This window comes from Ahrensia marina, assembly GCF_001293565.1.
Classification (GTDB): domain Bacteria; phylum Pseudomonadota; class Alphaproteobacteria; order Rhizobiales; family Rhizobiaceae; genus Ahrensia; species Ahrensia marina.
Genome location: NZ_JXMU01000015.1, coordinates 95,222 through 113,922 on the forward strand (window position 1 = coordinate 95,222; position 18,701 = coordinate 113,922).

General features: G+C 49.7%; 21 protein-coding genes. 11 read left to right on the top strand and 10 right to left on the bottom strand.

What is annotated here, in order from left to right; all coding sequences use genetic code 11:
- Positions 1 to 19: 19 nt before the first annotated feature.
- The 3 genes from SU32_RS11170 (at position 20) to SU32_RS11180 (ending at position 3,135) form a co-directional block, all read left to right on the top strand.
- Entirely contained in the window at positions 20 to 766 is a 747-nt protein-coding gene (locus SU32_RS11170; RefSeq protein WP_053999446.1) for an SDR family NAD(P)-dependent oxidoreductase, read from the top strand.
- A 584-nt stretch (positions 767 to 1,350) separates the two neighbouring features.
- Positions 1,351 to 2,484 (top strand): type III PLP-dependent enzyme, encoded by a 1,134-nt coding sequence (locus SU32_RS11175; RefSeq protein ID WP_053999447.1) that lies wholly within the window; start codon positions 1,351 to 1,353, stop codon positions 2,482 to 2,484.
- Positions 2,485 to 2,556: 72 nt separating this feature from the next.
- Positions 2,557 to 3,135, top strand: coding sequence for a GNAT family N-acetyltransferase (locus SU32_RS11180; protein ID WP_053999448.1), 579 nt, complete (start codon positions 2,557 to 2,559; stop codon positions 3,133 to 3,135).
- Here the strand turns inward: SU32_RS11180 and SU32_RS11185 are convergent, their stop codons facing one another.
- Positions 3,136 to 3,459 carry an ArsR/SmtB family transcription factor gene (locus SU32_RS11185; protein ID WP_053999449.1) on the bottom strand — a complete coding sequence of 108 codons (324 nt, stop codon included), beginning with the start codon at positions 3,457 to 3,459 and terminating at the stop codon, positions 3,136 to 3,138. It lies immediately after the preceding gene.
- A 76-nt stretch (positions 3,460 to 3,535) separates the two neighbouring features.
- Here SU32_RS11185 and SU32_RS11190 point away from each other — a divergent pair, with 76 nt between their 5' ends.
- The 8 genes from SU32_RS11190 to SU32_RS11225 all read left to right on the top strand — a co-directional run bounded on the left by SU32_RS11190 (position 3,536) and on the right by SU32_RS11225 (position 10,771).
- Positions 3,536 to 3,988 (top strand): YeeE/YedE family protein, encoded by a 453-nt coding sequence (locus SU32_RS11190; protein WP_053999450.1) that lies wholly within the window; start codon positions 3,536 to 3,538, stop codon positions 3,986 to 3,988.
- A 3-nt stretch (positions 3,989 to 3,991) separates the two neighbouring features.
- On the top strand, positions 3,992 to 4,420 hold the full coding sequence (locus SU32_RS11195; protein ID WP_053999451.1) for a DUF6691 family protein: 429 nt from the start codon (positions 3,992 to 3,994) through the stop codon (positions 4,418 to 4,420).
- 16 nt (positions 4,421 to 4,436) lie between these two features.
- The gene (locus SU32_RS11200) at positions 4,437 to 5,354 is read left to right on the top strand and encodes an MBL fold metallo-hydrolase (RefSeq protein ID WP_053999452.1); all 918 of its coding nucleotides are present in this window, start codon (positions 4,437 to 4,439) and stop codon (positions 5,352 to 5,354) included.
- Between the two features lie 161 nt (positions 5,355 to 5,515).
- Positions 5,516 to 6,817 (top strand): extracellular solute-binding protein, encoded by a 1,302-nt coding sequence (locus SU32_RS11205; protein WP_053999453.1) that lies wholly within the window; start codon positions 5,516 to 5,518, stop codon positions 6,815 to 6,817.
- Between the two features lie 61 nt (positions 6,818 to 6,878).
- A complete protein-coding gene (locus SU32_RS11210) occupies positions 6,879 to 7,760 on the top strand; it encodes an ABC transporter permease subunit (RefSeq protein WP_053999454.1) in 882 nt (293 codons plus the stop codon).
- Between the two features lie 133 nt (positions 7,761 to 7,893).
- Complete coding sequence (locus tag SU32_RS11215; protein WP_245625526.1) at positions 7,894 to 8,685, top strand: ABC transporter permease subunit; 792 nt, start codon at positions 7,894 to 7,896, stop codon at positions 8,683 to 8,685.
- Between the two features lie 12 nt (positions 8,686 to 8,697).
- The gene (locus SU32_RS11220; RefSeq protein WP_053999455.1) at positions 8,698 to 9,759 is read left to right on the top strand and encodes a sn-glycerol-3-phosphate import ATP-binding protein UgpC; all 1,062 of its coding nucleotides are present in this window, start codon (positions 8,698 to 8,700) and stop codon (positions 9,757 to 9,759) included.
- Between the two features lies 1 nt (position 9,760).
- On the top strand, positions 9,761 to 10,771 hold the full coding sequence (locus SU32_RS11225; protein WP_053999456.1) for an endonuclease/exonuclease/phosphatase family protein: 1,011 nt from the start codon (positions 9,761 to 9,763) through the stop codon (positions 10,769 to 10,771).
- Positions 10,772 to 10,783: 12 nt separating this feature from the next.
- On the opposite strand, the gene SU32_RS11230 is transcribed toward SU32_RS11225, so the two are convergent.
- The 9 genes from SU32_RS11230 to SU32_RS11270 form a co-directional block, all read right to left on the bottom strand.
- The gene (locus tag SU32_RS11230) at positions 10,784 to 11,887 is read right to left on the bottom strand and encodes a DUF1513 domain-containing protein (protein WP_082376659.1); all 1,104 of its coding nucleotides are present in this window, start codon (positions 11,885 to 11,887) and stop codon (positions 10,784 to 10,786) included.
- Between the two features lie 6 nt (positions 11,888 to 11,893).
- Entirely contained in the window at positions 11,894 to 12,976 is a 1,083-nt protein-coding gene (locus SU32_RS11235) for an imelysin family protein (RefSeq protein WP_053999458.1), read from the bottom strand.
- Between the two features lies 1 nt (position 12,977).
- Positions 12,978 to 14,507 carry a di-heme oxidoreductase family protein gene (locus SU32_RS11240; RefSeq protein WP_425394271.1) on the bottom strand — a complete coding sequence of 510 codons (1,530 nt, stop codon included), beginning with the start codon at positions 14,505 to 14,507 and terminating at the stop codon, positions 12,978 to 12,980.
- Between the two features lie 2 nt (positions 14,508 to 14,509).
- A complete protein-coding gene (bfr, locus tag SU32_RS11245) occupies positions 14,510 to 14,995 on the bottom strand; it encodes a bacterioferritin (RefSeq protein ID WP_053999459.1) in 486 nt (161 codons plus the stop codon).
- A gap of 59 nt (positions 14,996 to 15,054) precedes the next feature.
- A complete protein-coding gene (locus SU32_RS11250; protein WP_053999460.1) occupies positions 15,055 to 15,372 on the bottom strand; it encodes a (2Fe-2S)-binding protein in 318 nt (105 codons plus the stop codon).
- A 13-nt stretch (positions 15,373 to 15,385) separates the two neighbouring features.
- Positions 15,386 to 16,660 (bottom strand): imelysin family protein, encoded by a 1,275-nt coding sequence (locus tag SU32_RS11255; protein WP_144421108.1) that lies wholly within the window; start codon positions 16,658 to 16,660, stop codon positions 15,386 to 15,388.
- A gap of 12 nt (positions 16,661 to 16,672) precedes the next feature.
- Positions 16,673 to 17,203 (bottom strand): hypothetical protein, encoded by a 531-nt coding sequence (locus SU32_RS11260; protein WP_144421109.1) that lies wholly within the window; start codon positions 17,201 to 17,203, stop codon positions 16,673 to 16,675.
- A 270-nt stretch (positions 17,204 to 17,473) separates the two neighbouring features.
- Positions 17,474 to 17,746 (bottom strand): hypothetical protein, encoded by a 273-nt coding sequence (locus SU32_RS11265; protein ID WP_053999463.1) that lies wholly within the window; start codon positions 17,744 to 17,746, stop codon positions 17,474 to 17,476.
- 96 nt (positions 17,747 to 17,842) lie between these two features.
- Positions 17,843 to 18,701: ABC transporter ATP-binding protein (locus tag SU32_RS11270; protein ID WP_053999478.1), on the bottom strand; the 859-nt coding region annotated here is incomplete at its 5' end.

Genomic DNA, 18,701 nt, shown 5'->3' on the forward strand with positions numbered 1-18,701 from the left:
ATCTAACAGGAGTAAGACTATGGACCTCAACGGAAAAACTGCAATTGTCGCTGGCGGCGGAAGAGATATTGGCCGGGCATGCGTCATGCGTTTGGCAGAAGCAGGTGCACAAGTCGCAATAAATTATCACAGCAGCAGTGAGGGTGCTGAAAGTGCGGTAAAGGAAATTGTTTCAGCCGGCGGTAAAGCCTTTGCTATGCAAGGTGACATGACAAAAGAGGCCGAGGTTGCAAAATTTGTTGATCGCACCGTATCGGAATTTGGAAAAATTGACATCGTCATGCCAGTTACAGGCGGACTAGTTGCCAGAAAAACGATTGTCGAAATGACGCTAGATCATTGGCAAAAAGTCATGGATTTGAATGCAACTTCTGCATTTCTTCTCATTAAAACGGCCTTGCCGCATATTCCTGAAGGTGGCGCTATTGTTAATATCGCATCACAGGCAGCGAGAGATGGCGGCGGCGGCGGTGCTATCGCATATGCGGCCTCAAAAGGCGCGGTGGTTACCATGACACGCGGCATGGCAAAGGAACTCGGCCCGAAAATCCGTGTCAATGCGATTTGTCCCGGTATGATTGATACTGACTTCCATAATGTTTTCACAAAGCCGGAAGCCCGGAAACATGTTGCCGGTGTGACACCTCTCAAACGTGAGGGTACGTCCGAAGACGTTGCCAATCTTGCAACCTATCTCGCTTCTAGTGAGGCCGCCTTTATTACAGGTGCTTGCGTTGATATTAACGGCGGCACACTTTTCTCATAAGCCGTCATGACAATCGCGAAGGTAAAGCCCCTTGCCTTCGCAACTCAACACGAGCGTAATATGCAGCAAATTCAGCTAATCCCAACGGCGGAACGGCACAGTTCAAATCGCCAAAACTGGCGACACGGAAATGAAATTTCCAACCGGCTGCCGGAGATTAAAAATCCGCTTGCATTCGTATAAAAACGGCGTATTAAACGCGCACCCATAGTCGCACGTGCCTATAGGTATCCGCCGTCTCTTCGATATGGTGAAGAGCACGGAAAGGTAACCGGAGCTAACCCCTCCGGACGCATCAGGGACCAACCTTGATACGTGGATATCGTAAAGCAACGACGGTGAGGGTCTCAGGGTTTGAAGCCCAAGTTTACTCGTCTGGCGGTCCAAACGCCGGGGTTTTCGAGACACCACTTTCATTGCCAAATGTGCGGCGGAGGAATCCCCAATCAAAGGCAGAACCGGTCCAATCCAAATGGACCACAATCTCGCTGCTTGTTCATCGTAAGGCGCGTCCGTGCCTTCATTTACAGGTAAGAATGTTCTGACACCGGATTATCCGGCACCTGATTTTGAGGATTGGCCACATGGCAACTGCACGTATTATCGACTTCTTCAACACCCGCAATCCGGCAACACCTTGCCTTGTCGTCGATCTTGATGTTGTCGCGGACAACTTTACAAAATTTCGCCGCGCCCTTCCCCTGTCAAAAATTTTCTATGCGGTCAAAGCAAATCCTGCACCGGAAATTCTGCGCCTTCTTGCGGACATGGGTTCATCATTCGACTGCGCCTCCGTTGCTGAAATTGAAATGGCTTTGGAAGCTGGAGCGACACCGGACCGTATCTCTTACGGCAATACCATCAAGAAAGAGCGCGACATCGCTGCCGCGTACGCACATGGCGTAACAATGTACGCCGTTGACTGCGAAGCAGAGGTGGAGAAAGTTGCCCGTGCAGCCCCTGCCACACGCGTCTTCTGCCGCATACTGACAGATGGCGAAGGTGCCGAATGGCCGCTTTCACGCAAATTTGGCTGCGTGCCAGAAATGGCGACAGATGTGCTGAAACATGCCGTTTCACTCGGACTGACCGCGCACGGCATTTCCTTCCACGTTGGCTCTCAAATGACGACAGTGGATGCCTGGGACTTGCCGCTATCTCATGCACGCACCATTTTCGATGCGATGGCTGAAGCTGGCGTGCAATTGAAAATGGTCAATATGGGCGGCGGTTTTCCAACACGCTATTTGAAAGACATTCCAACAGCCGAAGCCTATGGCTCTGCTATTTTCGATGCGCTTTCAAAACATTTTGGCAACCGTATGCCGGAAACCATCATTGAACCCGGTCGCGGCATGGTGGGCAATGCAGGCGTGATCAAATCCGAAGTTGTGCTCATTTCCAACAAGTCCGCGAATGACAATGTGCGTTGGGTTTACCTCGACATCGGCAAATTTGGCGGCCTTGCAGAAACAATGGACGAGGCCATCCGCTACGAAATCAAGACACCACGCGATGGCGCGGATAAAACACCGTGCGTTTTGGCCGGCCCAACCTGCGATTCTGCCGATGTTCTGTACGAGAAAAACGCCTATCCAATGCCGGTCACTCTGACGATTGGTGACGAAATTTTTATCGAAGGCACAGGCGCCTACACAACAACTTATTCTGCCGTGGCATTCAATGGCTTCGAGCCTTTGAAGGCTTACGTCATCTAAACAGACCTCCAGCCTATCAGGGTGCTGGCATTGAGCCAGCACCGACTGCATTTATGTTTCTGGTATAGCGTAATGAACCTTCTTTCTGCCTCGGCCAGTGCCGACTACATTTTCACCATTGGCGCGGAACATTGCGGCGAAGGACGTGCGCGCAATGCGCTGCTTGACCGTGTCATGGCACCGAACTGGCGCAAGAAAAGCTCCAACGCTTTGCGCCGCGGCTCCATGCCTTCCCGTGACCTGGCATTGGTTGCACGCGATGACTCCGGCACCCTTGTCGGCACAGTGCGGCTTTGGGATGTGGCTTCAAGCAATGGCACACCTGCATTACTGCTTGGTCCATTGGCTGTTGAATGCACATTGAAATCCTCGGGCATTGGTTCTGCTTTAATGAAAGCGGCGATCAGTAAAGCGGCCGAACTTGGACACGGCGCAATTCTGCTTGTTGGCGATGCCGCCTATTATGAACGCTTTGGGTTTTCTGCCAGCCTGACAAAAAACCTCGCAATGCCCGGCCCTTATGAACAGCACCGGCTTCTTGGGCTGGAACTGCAAGAGAGTGCCCTTAAAAACGCATCGGGTGTGCTTGTACCAACAGGCCGCAAACGCGCGTCCAACCAGAACAGGCTTTCGACCAGAATAGTCGGCTAATCAAAGGTCAGTCTTGCTTGCAAAAATATTGCACATAGCCTGCATCATAGCGATTATCTGCTCATTGGCCAGACGATAATAAATTGTCTGTGCATCGCGCCGCGTTGCAACAACGCCGCCTTCACGTAACTTGCTCAAATGCTGGCTGAGAGAAGATTGCCCGAGACCAAGTGATTCCTGAATTTTCCCGACCGGAGCCTCCCCTTCGGTCAGGAAACAAAGAATAAGCAGGCGTTTGGAATTGGCCGCCAAAGATAAAATACCCGCCACCTCTTCAGCGCGATTTTTCAGATCTTCGATTTCGTCACGTTGAACACGCAGCATCTTTATATTACCATTGCCTTATATACATTTTACTAATATACTACATTCATCCTCAAATAAAAAGCGGAGACCGGATATGTTACCTGCTGTAATGACTGAATTTACACCATGGGCATCGCTCATCGGCGGTGTGCTCATAGGAATTTCTGCGGTAATGGTCATGATGTTGTTCGGGCGCATTGCCGGCATTACGGGTATCTCCACCGGCGCTTTGAGCCTGATCGCTCCATCACAAGCAAAAGCCAAGGATTGGGACTGGCGCATTGCCTTTATAGCAGGATTGATCGTAGCGCCGCTGCTTGTCTCATTTGTTTCCGGCGACATTGAACAAACCGTATCGGACAATGTGCTTGGCATGGCTTTGGCCGGCCTGTTGGTCGGCATGGGAACAACGATAGGTTCCGGCTGCACATCGGGCCATGGCGTTTGCGGTCTGGCGCGGCTGTCGAGCCGTTCTCTCGCAGCTGTTGCAACCTTTATGCTGTTTGCGGCCGCGACAGTATTCTTACTTCGTCACGTCTGGAGTTGATCAATGCGTATATTATTCGGTTTTCTTTCCGGCCTTGTTTTCGGTATCGGACTTGTCATCTCCGGCATGTCGAACCCTGCCAAAGTACTTAACTTTTTGGATGTATTCGGCGCGTGGGACCCTTCGCTGGCCTTCGTGATGGGCGGCGCAACGCTTGTCACTTTTATAGGGTACCGCGTCATTTTGCAGCGCGAGCATCCGGTCTTGCTGACAGACTTTCAGCTTCCAACAAGCACCGCCATCGACAAGCCGCTTTTGGTTGGCGCAGCCTTGTTTGGTATTGGCTGGGGTATTGGCGGGTTTTGCCCGGGGCCTGCATGGACCGCGCTCCCGCTCATGACGCCCGGAACACTTGCCTTTTTACCGGCAATGCTGATCGGGTTTTTACTTGGCCAGCCACTCAAGAATGTTATGACAAGCGCGACTAAGTGACAGGGAGCCAATCAACATGAGCAATTCGAATGACAAGCGCTTAGAACGTCTTTCAAAATCGAACGGTAAAAACTCACCGGATGTCTGGGGAATTTACGACCCGCCAACCGGCTCGGCGCAATATGTCGTCGCGTGTCCGGCGACAAAGAAATGCGCTCTGGTCGATATCGTTCAGGGCTTTAACCCCAAAAGCTTTGCGACAGATACCATCGCCTTTGACCAGATTGTTGCTCTGGTTAAACGTGAGGGCTACCAGGTTGAATGGGTGCTTGATACGCATCCCCATGCCGACCACTTCACCGCATCGTCAATGCTCGCATCGCATTATGATGTGCCTAATGCGATTGGCTCGAAAACACGGCAGATCGCCGAGCTATGGCGCGACTATTACAATGACCCTGACGGATTGAAAGTGGATGAGCATTACACGCGGCTGTTCGATGACGGCGACACTTTTAAGATCGGGGAACTTGACGTAAAAGTAATGCTGTCTACCGGCCATACACTTGGTTCTATTTCTTATGTTATAGGCGAAGATTGCGCATTGGTGCATGACACATTGATGCAGCCTGACCGTGGTACGTCGCGTTGTGACTTCCCCGGCGGATCAGCCGCAGAGCTTTGGGATTCGATACAGGCTATTTTTGCCCTTGGCGATAATGTGCGTCTTTTCATCGGCCATGACTATGCCAATGATGAACGCAGCGACCCTGAATGGGAAGCAACAGTAGCCGAGCATTTAGCAAACAATATACATGTCAAAAACGGCACCAGCCGCGAAGACTGGATCGCAAAACGGGAAAAACGCGATGCAACGCTTCCCCTGCCCGATAGAATGCTTGCGGCCTTGCAGGTAAACCTGTGCGCAGGAAAATTACCGCCGAGCGAAAGCGATGGAAATCACTACTTAAAAATGCCGGTAAACAGGTTTTAAAGCGATCAATGCACTGGCCATGCGAGTGGCCAGTGCAGAGTCATAAATAGTAATACACAAACCATTCACCCAATCGTCACAAAAACTACATTCAACTGTCACAGGGCATTCATAGATAGCTGCAACCCAAGATGGGCTCTCAAACATCTAAGGAAGCTATTATGTCCCTTCGCAAATTACTGGCAGCCGGTCTTGCTGCGACAATGTTCTCAACAACTGCATTTGCAGAAACAAACATCACATGGTGGCACGCTATGGGCGGCCAGCTTGGTGAAACTGTCAATAAAATCGCGTCTGACTTCAACGCCAGCCAGGACGACTATAAAATCACGCCTGTTTTCAAAGGCACATATGAAGAGGCCCTGACTGCGGGTATCGCTTCTTTCCGCGCCGGTGAGCATCCAAACATTCTTCAGGTTTTCGATGCCGGTGCCGCAACAGTTATCGGTGCCAAAGGCGCAACAATTCCCGTTGAAGATCTGCTGAATGAAAACGGCGTTAATTTTGATATCAACGATTACATCGCAGGCGTTCGCTACTTCTACGCTGATGCCGATGGCAAAATGATCGGTATGCCGTTCAACTCTTCTACACCAATCATGTATTTCAATGAAGAAGCGCTTGAAAAAGCCGGTGTTAGCGCACCGAAAACATGGGAAGAATTTGCGGAAACAACGGCTCCGGCTCTTAAAGAAGCCGGCTATATCCCAATGACACAGTCGCACCTTCCTTGGATTTTCACCGAGAACTTTTTCTCACGTCACAACCTTCAATTTGCAACCAACAACAATGGTTATGATGAAGGCGTGGCAGAAATCAATATCAACACACCTGAAATCAAAGCACACTTTACTGCGCTTAAAGAGTGGAAAGACGCTGGTCTGTTTGAATGGTATGGCACAGGTTGGGGTGACAACCAGAAGCCGTTTGAAGAAGGCAAAGTGGCCGTATGGCTTGGTTCTTCCGGCTCATTTGGCGGCCTTAAAGAAAAAGTCGACTTCAAATTCTCAGCAACATTGCTCCCTTACTGGGAAGGCGTTACAAAAGAGCCTACACAAACATTTATCGGTGGCGCGTCGCTCTTCGCTATGGCTGGTAAATCTGCCGAAGAAAACAAGGCTACTGCTGAATTCTTCCAATATCTGACATCTCCTGAAGTTCAGTATATGTGGCACAAAGAAACCGGTTATGTGCCGGTAACAGAAGCTGCTTATGAGCTTGCAAAAAAAGACGGCTACTATGAAGAATCTCCAGCGGCAGAAGTTGGCATTCAGCAGTTGCAATTGCCTGCCGGCGAATGGACAAAAGGCTACCGTATGGGCTTTTACGTTCAAATTCGTGATGTCATGAACCGCGAATACGGCCGTATTCTTACTGGCGAAACATCTGTTGAAGATGCATTTGCCACGATCGAAAAAGAATCAAACGCGCTTCTTGCCCGTTTTGCCAAAACACAGGGCTAATCCCTAACCTAACGAACGGCTCGGATAATTTCGGGCCGTTTTCTATTACGGAGTTGGCCGGTTGAAGCGCGCTTCCTTTTCAAATTTATGGATGCCTGTTCTGCTGCTATTGCCGCAGGTGAGCATTATTTTCGTGTTTTTCTACTGGCCTGCATTTGAGGCACTCAAATCCTCATTCTACCTGCAAGACCCATTCGGTTTTAGCGGCACATTCGTTGGTCTGGATAATTATTTTACGCTTTTTCAAAATGCGGAATATTTGCGCATCAGCCTGTTCACACTGGTGTTTACTGTCTGTGTAACCTTCTTCTCACTGGCGCTTGGCCTGTTGTTCGCTGTGAAGGCTGACAAAGTTATTCGGGGCGCCTCCACATATAAAACGCTGCTCATGTGGGTTTATGCGGTCGCGCCGCCCGTCGCCGGTATTTTAGGTGTCAGCTTGTTCTACCAAGGGCACGGTTTGATTACGCAGCTATTTGCATTCTTTGGCCATGAATTCGTTATTGGCGTGAACTATTACGATACGGGCTTTGCATTGATTGCTGTCTCGATCTGGAAACAGGTTCCCATTAACTTCATCTTCTTCCTGTCCGGTCTGCAATCTGTGCCGCGCTCGATCCGCGAAGCCGCGATGATCGATAACCGTTCCTCTTCCCGCCGTTTCTGGACGATTACATTCCCGCTGCTTGCACCGACTGCATTCTTTCTTCTGATCACCAATATCACTTACGCCATGTTTGATACATTCGGTGTGATTGACGTGATGCTGCGCAGTGAACCGGGCAACAACCCGATGACTCTCACTTACAAAGTATATGTCGATGGTTTCCGCGGCGGCGATCTAGGCGGCTCATCGGCACAATCGGTCATACTTATGATTCTCGTTCTGGCACTGACAATTTTCCAGTTTCGCCTGATCGAACGCAGAATTCACTACACCTGAGGCAATAAAGATGGCTGTAACGGATACATTCTCGACGTCACCCCCTTCCCCGGCAGTGACCACAAAGAAACGCTTTCGCCTCAAACGTGAAACAGTTGTCGACCATGCCATACTGATCCTCGGCGCGCTGTTTATGTTGTTTCCGGTTGTGCTCACCCTCATGACGTCCAGCTATGACAATCTGGCATTTGCAAGGTCCGGACTGCAATTTGGCTGGAGCGACCAGTTTCTGGAAAATTATGAACGGGCGATGTTTGAAACATCCGGTTTCACAGGCCAGATTGACGGCCTATCCATGTTGAAAAACTCGCTTATTCTGGGTTTTGGATTTGCCATTGGAAAAATCGCAATCTCGATGTTGGCAGCTTATGCGATTGTTTATTTCCGATTCCGTTTTGCAACGTTGAGCTTCTGGATCATTTTCACAACGCTTCTTTTACCGCTCGAAGTACGTATTCTGCCATCATATGAAGTCGTACAGGGACTCGGGATGGGCAATACATATGGCGGTCTGATCATTCCTCTGATCGCATCGGCAACCGGAACATTTTTCTTCCGGCAGTTCTTTCGTTCAGTACCAGAAGAACTCGTCGAAGCGGCACGCATTGACGGCGCAGGACCGGTAAAGTTCTTTATTGATATTCTTGTCCCGCTATCAAAAACCATGATCGCAGCACTGTTTATCATCATGTTTGTTTATGGATGGAACCAATATCTTTGGCCGACGCTCATCACCACCGATGAAGGCATGTTCACGCTCGTGCGCGGTATTAAAAACATCATCCAGTCCTTTACAGACAGCAGCAGCGTTCCGGAATTCACTGTCGGCTTTGCGCTAACAATGATCACCATGCTGCCACCGGTTTTAATCGTCATTTTCTTTCAGTCCTGGTTCGTCAAAGGACTTACCGAGTCCGACAAATAGAAAGTCACCTCTATGGCAACCGTATCGCTCAAAACATTACAGAAGATCTATCCAAACGGGTTTCAGGCCGTGCACGGCGCGGACATCGAAATAGCCGATGGCGAATTTATCGTTCTTGTCGGCCCTTCCGGCTGCGGCAAGTCGACATTGCTGCGCATGATCGCCGGTTTAGAAGAAATCACATCCGGTGACCTGCTCATCGGTGACCGTCAAGTAAACGATCTTGATCCGGCCGACCGCGATATTGCGATGGTATTCCAGAACTACGCGCTTTATCCGCACATGACGGTCTACAACAATATGGCTTACGGTTTGCGCAACCGAAAAATAAGCAAGGAAAATATTGATAAAAGCGTGCGTGAGGCAGCTAGCCTTCTCAATCTTGCCGAATATCTGGACCGTCGTCCGAGCCAGCTTTCAGGTGGCCAGCGGCAGCGTGTCGCGATGGGCCGCGCGATCGTGCGCGAACCGGCACTATTTCTCTTTGACGAGCCCCTCTCCAACCTTGATGCAAAGCTTCGCAATCAGATGCGGATCGAAATTCGCAAGCTGCAACGGCAACTTGGAACAACTTCTATTTATGTTACCCACGATCAGGTTGAGGCTATGACCATGGCTGACCGTATCGTGGTACTGAACGCTGGCAACATCGAACAGATCGGCACACCGGACGAAATCTACCATCGCCCCGCCAGCGTATTTGTCGCCAGCTTCATGGGCGCACCGGCCATGAATATGATGGAAGGTAAACTGGCTTCCGGCGGCATTGAAATTGAGGGCGTCGGTTTACTTAAAAGTGACCATAAGCTTGACGCCAATTCAAATGTATCTGTTGGTGTACGCCCTGAAAAAGTAAAGCTGACCACAAAAGCAAACGGCATCACGCAGCCATTTATCCATGACTTTACAGAAGAACTTGGCGCAGCGCGATTGGTTCATGGGCGCTTAGGCAACAAGCCATTTGTCGTCAATTTGCATCAGGAAGATGAAGTGCCGCAAGGCGAGCTTTACGCAACCCTTTCGCCAGACACTCTCCATATTTTTGACACCGAAACCGGCAAAAGGCTGAGGTGATATGGAACTCTTCAGCGAAAACCATTGTGATACATTACCCGATGTACCAGCGCCTCTGCGTGAAGTAATAGCCAAAGCGCCGCGCACACCCAGTGCACACCGTGACTTGATGTCCCAAATAGAAGCCCTCACGCTGGTCCAGCAAGACTGGACAAATGAGGGTAGTGCAGAATTACCGTCAGAATTGACCATAGCGGCGTGGAACGTCGAGCGCTGTATTGATGTTGAAGGCAGTGCTGAACTCCTTATCAAACACGCTCCTGATATTGTACTTCTGTCGGAAATGGATTGCGGTATGGCCCGCACGCATCAACGCCATACGACACATGAGATCGCAGGACTCATGAATATGGGCTATGCTTATTGTGTCGAGTTTTACGAACTTGGGCTTGGCAGCGGTCCAGAACTTGAATTCGTGCAAGATGACCACAATAAAAACGGCTGGCATGGCAATGCAATTTTAAGCCGCACGAAGCCAAAACGGACAGCTCAAATCCGTCTTGATGATCATGGTCACTGGTTTTGTGCAAGCGATGAAACGGATGCAAATCAACCGCGCATTGGTGGCCGCATCGCTGTTGCAGCCATTATCCCCACCAATGCCGGTGATATCTGTGTTGTATCAACCCATCTGGAAAGTGCCGGCAGCACCAGCATGCGCCAGTCTCAAATAGACCGTATCATCGCGGCCATTGATATCTTCGCTGCCGGATTGCCCGTAATCATTGGCGGTGATTTAAATACGGGCAACAATTTGGAAAGCCATGACTGGCGCGAAGAAACATTGTTTGAGGCCGCAGAACGTCAAGATTTTAGCTGGGAAGGCAATGCGGATGGAGACACCACCCGCGAAAGCCGCCTGACCCGGTTTCCAGAGCGCACTATGAAGCTCGACTGGTTTACACATCGCGGTGTTAAAAAGCTGGCCTTGGACATCGTACCGGCTCTTGATGCTGATGGCGTTGCGCTTTCAGATCATGAATTGATACTTGCCAGGATCGACATTGATTAGCTTGATGGACGGTTAGCTTTTCCTGCCGGAGAGCCGCTTTGCAGTGCTGATATGATTATCCCACAGCTTAGCATGATCGGCAGGGCCAAAACGGCCCTCGCCATTTGACCAGATGAATTGTTGGTCATGTGCCGCAACGCCGCAAATTTCGTCGCTGCGCGTTGTGCTTATGACCTTTTGGGTGCGCGTATCATACCGCACCATTATACCGCCGCGTGGCGATGTGAACGCGACTTCACCGTTTTGTTCATTGGCAGCAATCGAACCGACATAACCGCGCAAATTTGCGGCGGTCGTTTCAGGCAAATCTACCATTTGAATGGCGCCGTTATCGAAGGAAAATTGTCCGACAAGCGAACGGCCAGCCGTATGATCACCCTCATCCTGACATGCAAACCAGACCGTGCTTTCCATCAATGCCATATGCCGGATCGAAAGCTTGTGCTGGTCGTCCGGCAGCTTGAATGATTCAATCAGCTTACCGGTCCGGATATTGATAAAAGCCAGATTGGGCTTCATCGATGCAATGTTAAGCTTTGCGCGCGGAAAATCAGGATGCGTCTCGATACCGCCATTGGCAATGACCAATGTTTGCCCGTCGGGCAAAAGCTCCATATCGTGTGGCCCGATGCCATGCGCGTCAAACTCGCCAATACGTTTGAAGCTGTCACGTGTATTATAAATGCCGATAACACCGCGCGCATTATCAAAATCATTCTCTGTGGCATAAAGAAGCGCGCCATCAGCCGAATAAACACCATGCCCGTAAAAATGGCGTCCTTCGGCCGCATTGATGATGGTCGGAGGAGCTTTATTGCTAGGGTCAATAACAGCGGCAAATGTGCCCGGCCTCCGCGCAAAAGCAATTAATTGAGCGCCGTCAGCACGCCAAACCGTATCATGCCCACGATCGGGCAAAGAATAGCGATGCAGCAGTTCTCCGTTTTCGGACATAGTCGCGATGCCATAGCTGCCATCGGCGCCCTTGAATGCAGACGCAAAAACGGCATCGGCTTTCTGCATCGCTCGGGCTTGCCCATCGTTCAACCCGGTAAGAAATGCGGCGCCTGCCGAAGCAAGAAAAGTTCTACGGTCAATAAGCATGGGCTTTTGCATTTGCTGTTAATCACCGTCCAGCGAAGAAAAGCCGGAGGAAAGATTGAAAGCCGGAGACAACTGCTCGCGCATAATGGTTTCTATGCTCTGGCCGACAATATCAACATAACGGAATTTGGCATAATCTTCCGCTTTGGCGGCGATGTCCGCAGTTGGCCTATTGATTGCTTGCAAGGTTCGTGCGGCATTTTCAAATTCAAAGAAAACGCTTTCAGCCGTTCTTACCGCGTCGCCTTCCAATGCATCTGCCAGATTTGCCGCCCTCACAATCGAATTCAATGCATCAAAGTTCGAAGCAATCACATCTATCGTATTGTCAGAGCGCCAAAACAAAGCTGATTTTGGTTTTGCTTTCTCAAAGCTATCATCCAGAAAAGGTCCAATGCGCTGAACGCGGACAATTTCAATTCCATCACCTACAATTTTGAAAAGTGCGGATAATTGCTCGCGCCCGTCGCGAAACAGCGGGTTAGTGTCAGATGGATTTTGCCAGAGTGTTGAAATGGCCTGCGGACCATCATCATACCATGCGGTCTCGATCTCTTGCGCCAGATTGGCGATATTGCCTGTGATCGCCTGAGCATATTGGCATCGCACCGCGCCTTCTTTGGAAGCCAGCGCTTCACTGCCATTGCCAAAAAGCGTAAACTCGAGTGCAAGCAGCCCTTGAACTGCAACACTTTTCTCCGACAAACTCGCAACATCGAGCGCCGTTTCATCGCTTGTGCGTATGACGTCACGTACTTGTTTCAAGCCCCGTCCGCGGCGATCGGGCCAAAACAACATGCGCTCCAACCGGTTTTCCTGCACCAGTGGGCCGAGGCGCAAAAGCTCCACCTGTCCCCAGTCTTTAACCAGCGCGCTGAACTCTTCTCTGGCCGTTTCAAGCGAAACTGTGTCGGACTCTTCACAAAGAACATTTGCCGCTGCATGCATGGTATTGGCACGTGTTTTCAACGCAGTCGTTGCCGGCCTGATGTAGTCGGCAATCACATCATGCACGATGTCATTCGCATCACGTGCAAGCCCGTGCGTTGCCGTAGCTGTCAGAACAACAGCGACAATTAAACCAGTAAAGACATTTCGCATACTATAAGCTTTCCAAAAATTCGATGAGCGCTTGCCTGTCGGCCTTTTCCATCTCGGCAAATATTTGCTTGGCGTTTTCCGCTTCGCCGCCATGCCACATGATAGCCTCTGTCAAATTGCGCGCGCGCCCGTCATGTAGAAAGAATGTGTGTCCGTTGACCATCTCGGTAAGGCCAAGCCCCCAAAGCGGCGGTGTGCGCCATTCACGTCCGTTTGCAATACCAACCTGCTGTCCATCGGCAAGCCCTTCTCCCATATCGTGAAGAAGCATGTCGGAATACGGCCAAATCAATTGAAAGGCTTGCGCTTTATCCTCGGTATCACGGCGCGTTACAAATTTAGGTCTGTGACATGAGGCACAACCGGCACCATAAAACAGTTCCTTGCCGCGCAAGACTTCCGGTTTTTCGACATTGCGCCGAGCCGGAACCGCCAAATTTTTCGAATAAAATGTCACCAGATCGATAACCGGATCTGGTGCCTCGGTCTCGCCCAGCCTTGTTTGCACACCGGTTGCAAGGTCAAAACAAGCTTCTTGTTTGGCTGTACAGTCGCCAAAAGGCTTATCAACTTCAGGCGACGAAATACCGATATCACCGGCAAAAGCAGATGCGGACTGATGGCGCACATTGGGATTTTCGGCTTTCCAGCCAAATCTGCCAAGCGTTAGTCCGTCCGTGTCCGGCTCACGTGCAATAGCAAATTTTCCGGAAATACCATCACCATCAATATCATCAGGGTCCGCATTCTTGATAATATCGGCCGGGTGAATCGCTTCCAGCAATCCCAGTCCGATCATGGGCGGCGCAATACGCGGCGAAAGGGTCGTATCTTCATGCAGGGGACCATAGGCAAGATCAGAAACCGAATATTCAGGCTTTCGCAAAGATACTTCTGTGCCGTCTTTAAGCTGCACGATCTGCTCTTGATACGTAATGACCATATGGCCTTCAGCAGCAAGCCCAGGCACAGCCAAATCTTGCAATTGGCCGCCATAAACAGGGTCCGGAATGGTTGCAGAAACAAAGTTCTCCAGCGCCTTTATTTCTTCTTCTGTTGTACCTGTTTTGCCTAGGCGCAAAAACATCGAGGTCGCATCGCTATCGCCTTCGGGCGGATGCCCGCGCCCGTCTTTCAGATGGCAGCTCTGGCATGCACGGGCGTTAAAAAGCGGCCCCAAACCATCAGAAGCCTGCGTTGATGACGGCGATGACACCCATAATTTTCTGAAAAGCGCATTGCCCAGCTTAAAGTCTTGTTCGCCTTTAAAGTCCAAATTGGCTGAAAATTGCGAAAAGGCATCGCGATTGGCAATCTTTGTTGAGGTGGCCGCACCACCCTGATTGGCTTCAAAACGCTCCGCTTTTGAAAAGTCCTGCGTTGGTTCAGTGATTTTTTCTACGCGTTGCAGATCTTTGTTTGAAAGATCGTCACGCACCGTCGAAGAAAAATCCAGATCAGCACTTTGTGCAGATAAGGGCAGACTGAAAAGAACACAGCACAGTCCAAAGCGGAGACGTTTCAGTAGCAATTTTACTCAGCCTCATCCGCAGAAACGGCATTGAGAAGTCCGTATTTCTCTTCGCCGATTTTGCTCATTAAATCGAGCTGTGTTTCGATAAAGTCTATGTGCCCCTCTTCGTCGGCAATCAGCTCTTCAAACAGGTTCTTGGAAACATAGTCCCCTGCTTCTTCGCAAATATCGCGCGATTTGGTGTAGCTGTCCCAAGCTTCTTTCTCGCCTGCTAGATCAGCTTCAAGCACTTCTTTCACATTCTGACCGATACGCAACGGCGCAACAGACTGAAGATTTGGAAAGCCTTCCAGAAAGATAATACGTTCAACCAGCTTGTCCGCATGGTTCATTTCTTCAATGCTTTCAGCACGTTCTTTCTTGGCAAGTTTTTTAAACCCCCAATCATCAAGCAAACGGTAATGGAGCCAATATTGATTAACAGCACCAAGCTCTAAAAACAGCGCCTCATTTAATCGCTCGATTACTTTTTCATTACCCTTCATCAGGTCACTCCCTTGTTTAAAGATGTCCTGAACAGCTTAAACTGAATTGACCACGATTGTCAGGCTGCAAATTGCTTTGACTTCTGTTTTTGATGCAGCGCTTTGAAAGTTTCACAGCGATCATGTTCGTGCTTCATACGGCTAAGCAAGTAAATGACTTCCGCTTCGGGAGATTGTTTTTCGCGGTGCCATTGTTCGCTAACGTCAACAATCACACCGATCGCATTGGGAAAACAGCCGCAACATTTTCCGCGCTTTTTCAGCGCATGATATACCATGCCGACAGTGATCAATTGCCATGCATCAACATCGAGGAAGCCGCGAACGACTTCCTCAATGTCATTTTTTGTAATGTAGTTGCAGCTACATACGATCATGATCGGTCAAAACCTATTGGAAAACAGCATCAGGGCTATCGAGGCTGTCTGAACCTTCAATTTCAAGTTCATCAAGCTCAAGCGCCGCAACAGCCCGTTCGATGGATCGTGTTTGAGAAATCAAACCGTCAATAGCAGCCTGTACAACCGCATTGCCCTCGCTGTTACCTTCAGCGATCATCTGGTCATAGGCCTCGCCTTCTTCAGCGCGTTTTGCCATTGCCTGCATCAAAGATACAGTTTCGCTCAACTTATCTTTCAGTTCTGTATCAACACCGGCGTCTTTTGCAGCCACAAGGTCTGAAATGGACGGGCCTTCAACCTTTGATCCATCAACGCGAGTGTATGAACCATTATAGACATTCTCGATACCGACAGCGTCGTAAAGGTGAGAATTATGCGTATTGTCAGAGAAACAGTCGTGCTCTTCTTCCGGATCACCGAGCAACAAGCCGAGCTTCATTCGCTCACCGGCCAGTTCACCGTAAGACAATGAACCCATGCCTGTAAGAATGACAGACAAGGCATTTTCAGGATTCTCGACAAGAACGGCGCGTGCCTCGCCTTCTGTTGTCCAGTTGGCAACCATCTCTTCAAGGTCGGCAATCAGCAAATCAGAAGCCGCAGCCAGATATTCCGCGCGGCGGTCACAATTGCCGTTGGTGCACTCATCGCCAGACGCATAATCAGTCCATTCGCGCGCACCGGCACCGGCATCATTGCCGTTCAGGTCCTGGCCCCACAACAGGAATTCTATGGCGTGATAGCCGGTTGCCACATTGGCTTCCACCTCACCGGCTTCCTGCAAAGTCGAGGACAGGAATTCCGGTGTGATTTTAGATGCGTCTACATCCTCACCGTTAATAGCCACTGTCTTGTTGGCAATAACATTGGCCGCATAAAGAGCATTTTCGTCATTTTCCACACCATAGGAAGCATCAACATAGTCAATGAGACCTTCATCCAGCGGCCAGGCGTTCACACGGCCTTCCCAATCATCAACAATAGCATTGCCGAAACGGTATACTTCACTTTGCTGATAAGGCACGCGAGCGGCTAACCAAGCTTCTTTTGCAGCAGCCAGATTGGCTTCCGACGGTTCTGCGATAAGCGTATCAATTGCAGCATCCAGTGTTTTAGCGGTCGCCAGAGAATCTTCGTATTTAGCCAGCGCAATATCAGCATAAGTCTTTGTAACGGCTTCTGCTGTTGCTTCCGCAAACGCCGGTGAAGTAAAAATAGCTGTTGAAGCGGCAAGCATTGCCATAGCGGTTATCGAACGTTTCATAATTAGTTCCTTCTAGTGAATAGTTGGAGGCGTCACATCGTTAAAGCGATGTGCTGCTGTTTTTGCGCGATGATTTAAAATCGATGTGAGAACTTCCGGCGGGATCGGCATCAAAATTTTTGCAGCCCCTTTTAAGATGAGCGCAAACGAGCCTGCGGCCATGACAACTTCATCACAGCGTGTCGGGCAGCTAAGCGCACTCAGGCAAAGCTCAACCGAGGCTTCATCACCGTTTTGAATACCTGAAATAAGACCAAGAATCATGGTTTCGTCAGTACAGATATTGGGTGTGTTGGTCGCAAACATATGCAGGGGACACTTCGCGCACATGCCCAGCGTATGAAGAAAATCTGCCATTGCAACAAATGCCGGACGCGCAAATTGCGCACCCAAAATAGTGCGGTACAAATCGCCGGCTTCATCCATGGGCACAGGTGATTGCGTAATGACGCTTTTGGTCCAATGACGATAGCCTTCAAGCACCAACCGCTCTGGCGGACGGCTTAGATACCGGTGTGCAACCTTATGTGTTTGTCCCTGCATTTGCAGAACCGCCATATAACTTGACTAATTTTGTCCGATTAAACACGCCGGAAAACATGTGTCAAACACTCAAGTTTAAAACAGTTCTAATCTGACTCGCTTGCATAATCGCCAGCGCTGCGAAAACTCGAAGGATTATACATTAAAATCAAGATGTTAATGAAACTGCATCATCGCGTGGGAGTTATTCAAACGACCTGCTTGCAACTATGATAATTTACTTTTCTTCACAGACGGCCGGGATGAAATGTGCAAATCAGGCACAAAGCTTTATGAAAATAGCTTTTCCAAGTCATTCAGAGCAGCCAAGGATGTATCCCTGCTCTTCTGTATTGCTGTATGATTTTCAGCATTAATCGCCGCGAGCAATTCGACAAATTGCTCATTGGCTCTGGCAAACAAAACAGATTGCTGCCCGCTTCGAATATTGTCGGGCAAAGCCGATTTAAGCAAATTCCTGAAGGAGATTGCCGTCGATTTATCGGCCGACGTAACACCGCAGATCATCTCGCGGGCACGGTCAAGTTTAGCGGCTGAAATCATAGGCGTGTGTTTTCATTTCGTGGTTACAGCGATAGGCCACAACTACATCAACGTCCCCTCGCAACCAACACCCTCAAAGTGCATTACCGCTGATTTTTACGCACTTGCCTTCTTCAACGTCATACCGGTTGCGGAATCGAACAGATGAAACTCGTTTTGATCAAGAACAATGCCGACATCTTTGTCAGCTTCAATAGACGTCTGTCCGCTAACATGAACCGTAACCGGTGTGCCATCTTCTGCAAACGTATAGATAAAGGATTCGCCGCCAAGCTGCTCCGTATTGCGCACTTTAACGACAATGTCTGATTTTGCTTTCGTGCCGACACTTAAATGATTGGGCCGGAAACCGACGGTCACCTTATCGCCAGCCTTAACATCGAAACGCTTTGCATCCAGCTTGATCGCTTTACCGGCAACCGGTTGGAAGCTCATTTTCCCTGCTGTGACACCGGTGACTTCACCTGCCAGAAAATTCATCTTTGGCGAACCGATAAAGCCCGCGATAAAAATATTGGCCGGATTATTATAGATATCCAGCGGTGCACCATATTGCTCAACAATGCCCAAGCGTAGCACAGCGATTTTATCGGCCATTGTCATCGCTTCCACCTGATCATGCGTGACGTAGATCATCGTGTTGCCAAGCCGCTTATGCAGACCTGAAATCTCTCCGCGCATATCAACCCGCAATTCGGCATCGAGGTTTGATAATGGTTCATCAAACAGGAAGATTGAAGGTTCGCGCACAACAGCGCGCCCGATAGCCACACGTTGCCGCTGCCCGCCTGACAGATCTTTTGGCTTGCGGTCAAGCAGTTCCCCGATCTGCAACATTGTGGAGACTTCGTTGACCTTCTTTTCAATTTCCGCTTTCGGCGTTCTCACATTTTCCAATCCGAATGAGAGATTTTCACGCACCGACATATGCGGATAAAGCGCATAGGATTGAAAC

Coding starts and splice junctions, on each gene's coding strand:
- SU32_RS11170 (WP_053999446.1), top strand. CDS start 20: ATGGACCTCAACGGAAAAACTGCAATTGTCGCTGGCGGCGGAAGAGAT.
- SU32_RS11175 (WP_053999447.1), top strand. CDS start 1,351: ATGGCAACTGCACGTATTATCGACTTCTTCAACACCCGCAATCCGGCA.
- SU32_RS11180 (WP_053999448.1), top strand. CDS start 2,557: ATGAACCTTCTTTCTGCCTCGGCCAGTGCCGACTACATTTTCACCATT.
- SU32_RS11185 (WP_053999449.1), bottom strand. CDS start 3,459: ATGCTGCGTGTTCAACGTGACGAAATCGAAGATCTGAAAAATCGCGCT.
- SU32_RS11190 (WP_053999450.1), top strand. CDS start 3,536: ATGTTACCTGCTGTAATGACTGAATTTACACCATGGGCATCGCTCATC.
- SU32_RS11195 (WP_053999451.1), top strand. CDS start 3,992: ATGCGTATATTATTCGGTTTTCTTTCCGGCCTTGTTTTCGGTATCGGA.
- SU32_RS11200 (WP_053999452.1), top strand. CDS start 4,437: ATGAGCAATTCGAATGACAAGCGCTTAGAACGTCTTTCAAAATCGAAC.
- SU32_RS11205 (WP_053999453.1), top strand. CDS start 5,516: ATGTCCCTTCGCAAATTACTGGCAGCCGGTCTTGCTGCGACAATGTTC.
- SU32_RS11215 (WP_245625526.1), top strand. CDS start 7,894: ATGTTGTTTCCGGTTGTGCTCACCCTCATGACGTCCAGCTATGACAAT.
- SU32_RS11220 (WP_053999455.1), top strand. CDS start 8,698: ATGGCAACCGTATCGCTCAAAACATTACAGAAGATCTATCCAAACGGG.
- SU32_RS11225 (WP_053999456.1), top strand. CDS start 9,761: ATGGAACTCTTCAGCGAAAACCATTGTGATACATTACCCGATGTACCA.
- SU32_RS11230 (WP_082376659.1), bottom strand. CDS start 11,887: ATGCAAAAGCCCATGCTTATTGACCGTAGAACTTTTCTTGCTTCGGCA.
- SU32_RS11235 (WP_053999458.1), bottom strand. CDS start 12,976: ATGCGAAATGTCTTTACTGGTTTAATTGTCGCTGTTGTTCTGACAGCT.
- bfr (WP_053999459.1), bottom strand. CDS start 14,995: ATGAAGGGTAATGAAAAAGTAATCGAGCGATTAAATGAGGCGCTGTTT.
- SU32_RS11250 (WP_053999460.1), bottom strand. CDS start 15,372: ATGATCGTATGTAGCTGCAACTACATTACAAAAAATGACATTGAGGAA.
- SU32_RS11255 (WP_144421108.1), bottom strand. CDS start 16,660: ATGAAACGTTCGATAACCGCTATGGCAATGCTTGCCGCTTCAACAGCT.
- SU32_RS11260 (WP_144421109.1), bottom strand. CDS start 17,203: ATGCAGGGACAAACACATAAGGTTGCACACCGGTATCTAAGCCGTCCG.
- SU32_RS11265 (WP_053999463.1), bottom strand. CDS start 17,746: ATGATTTCAGCCGCTAAACTTGACCGTGCCCGCGAGATGATCTGCGGT.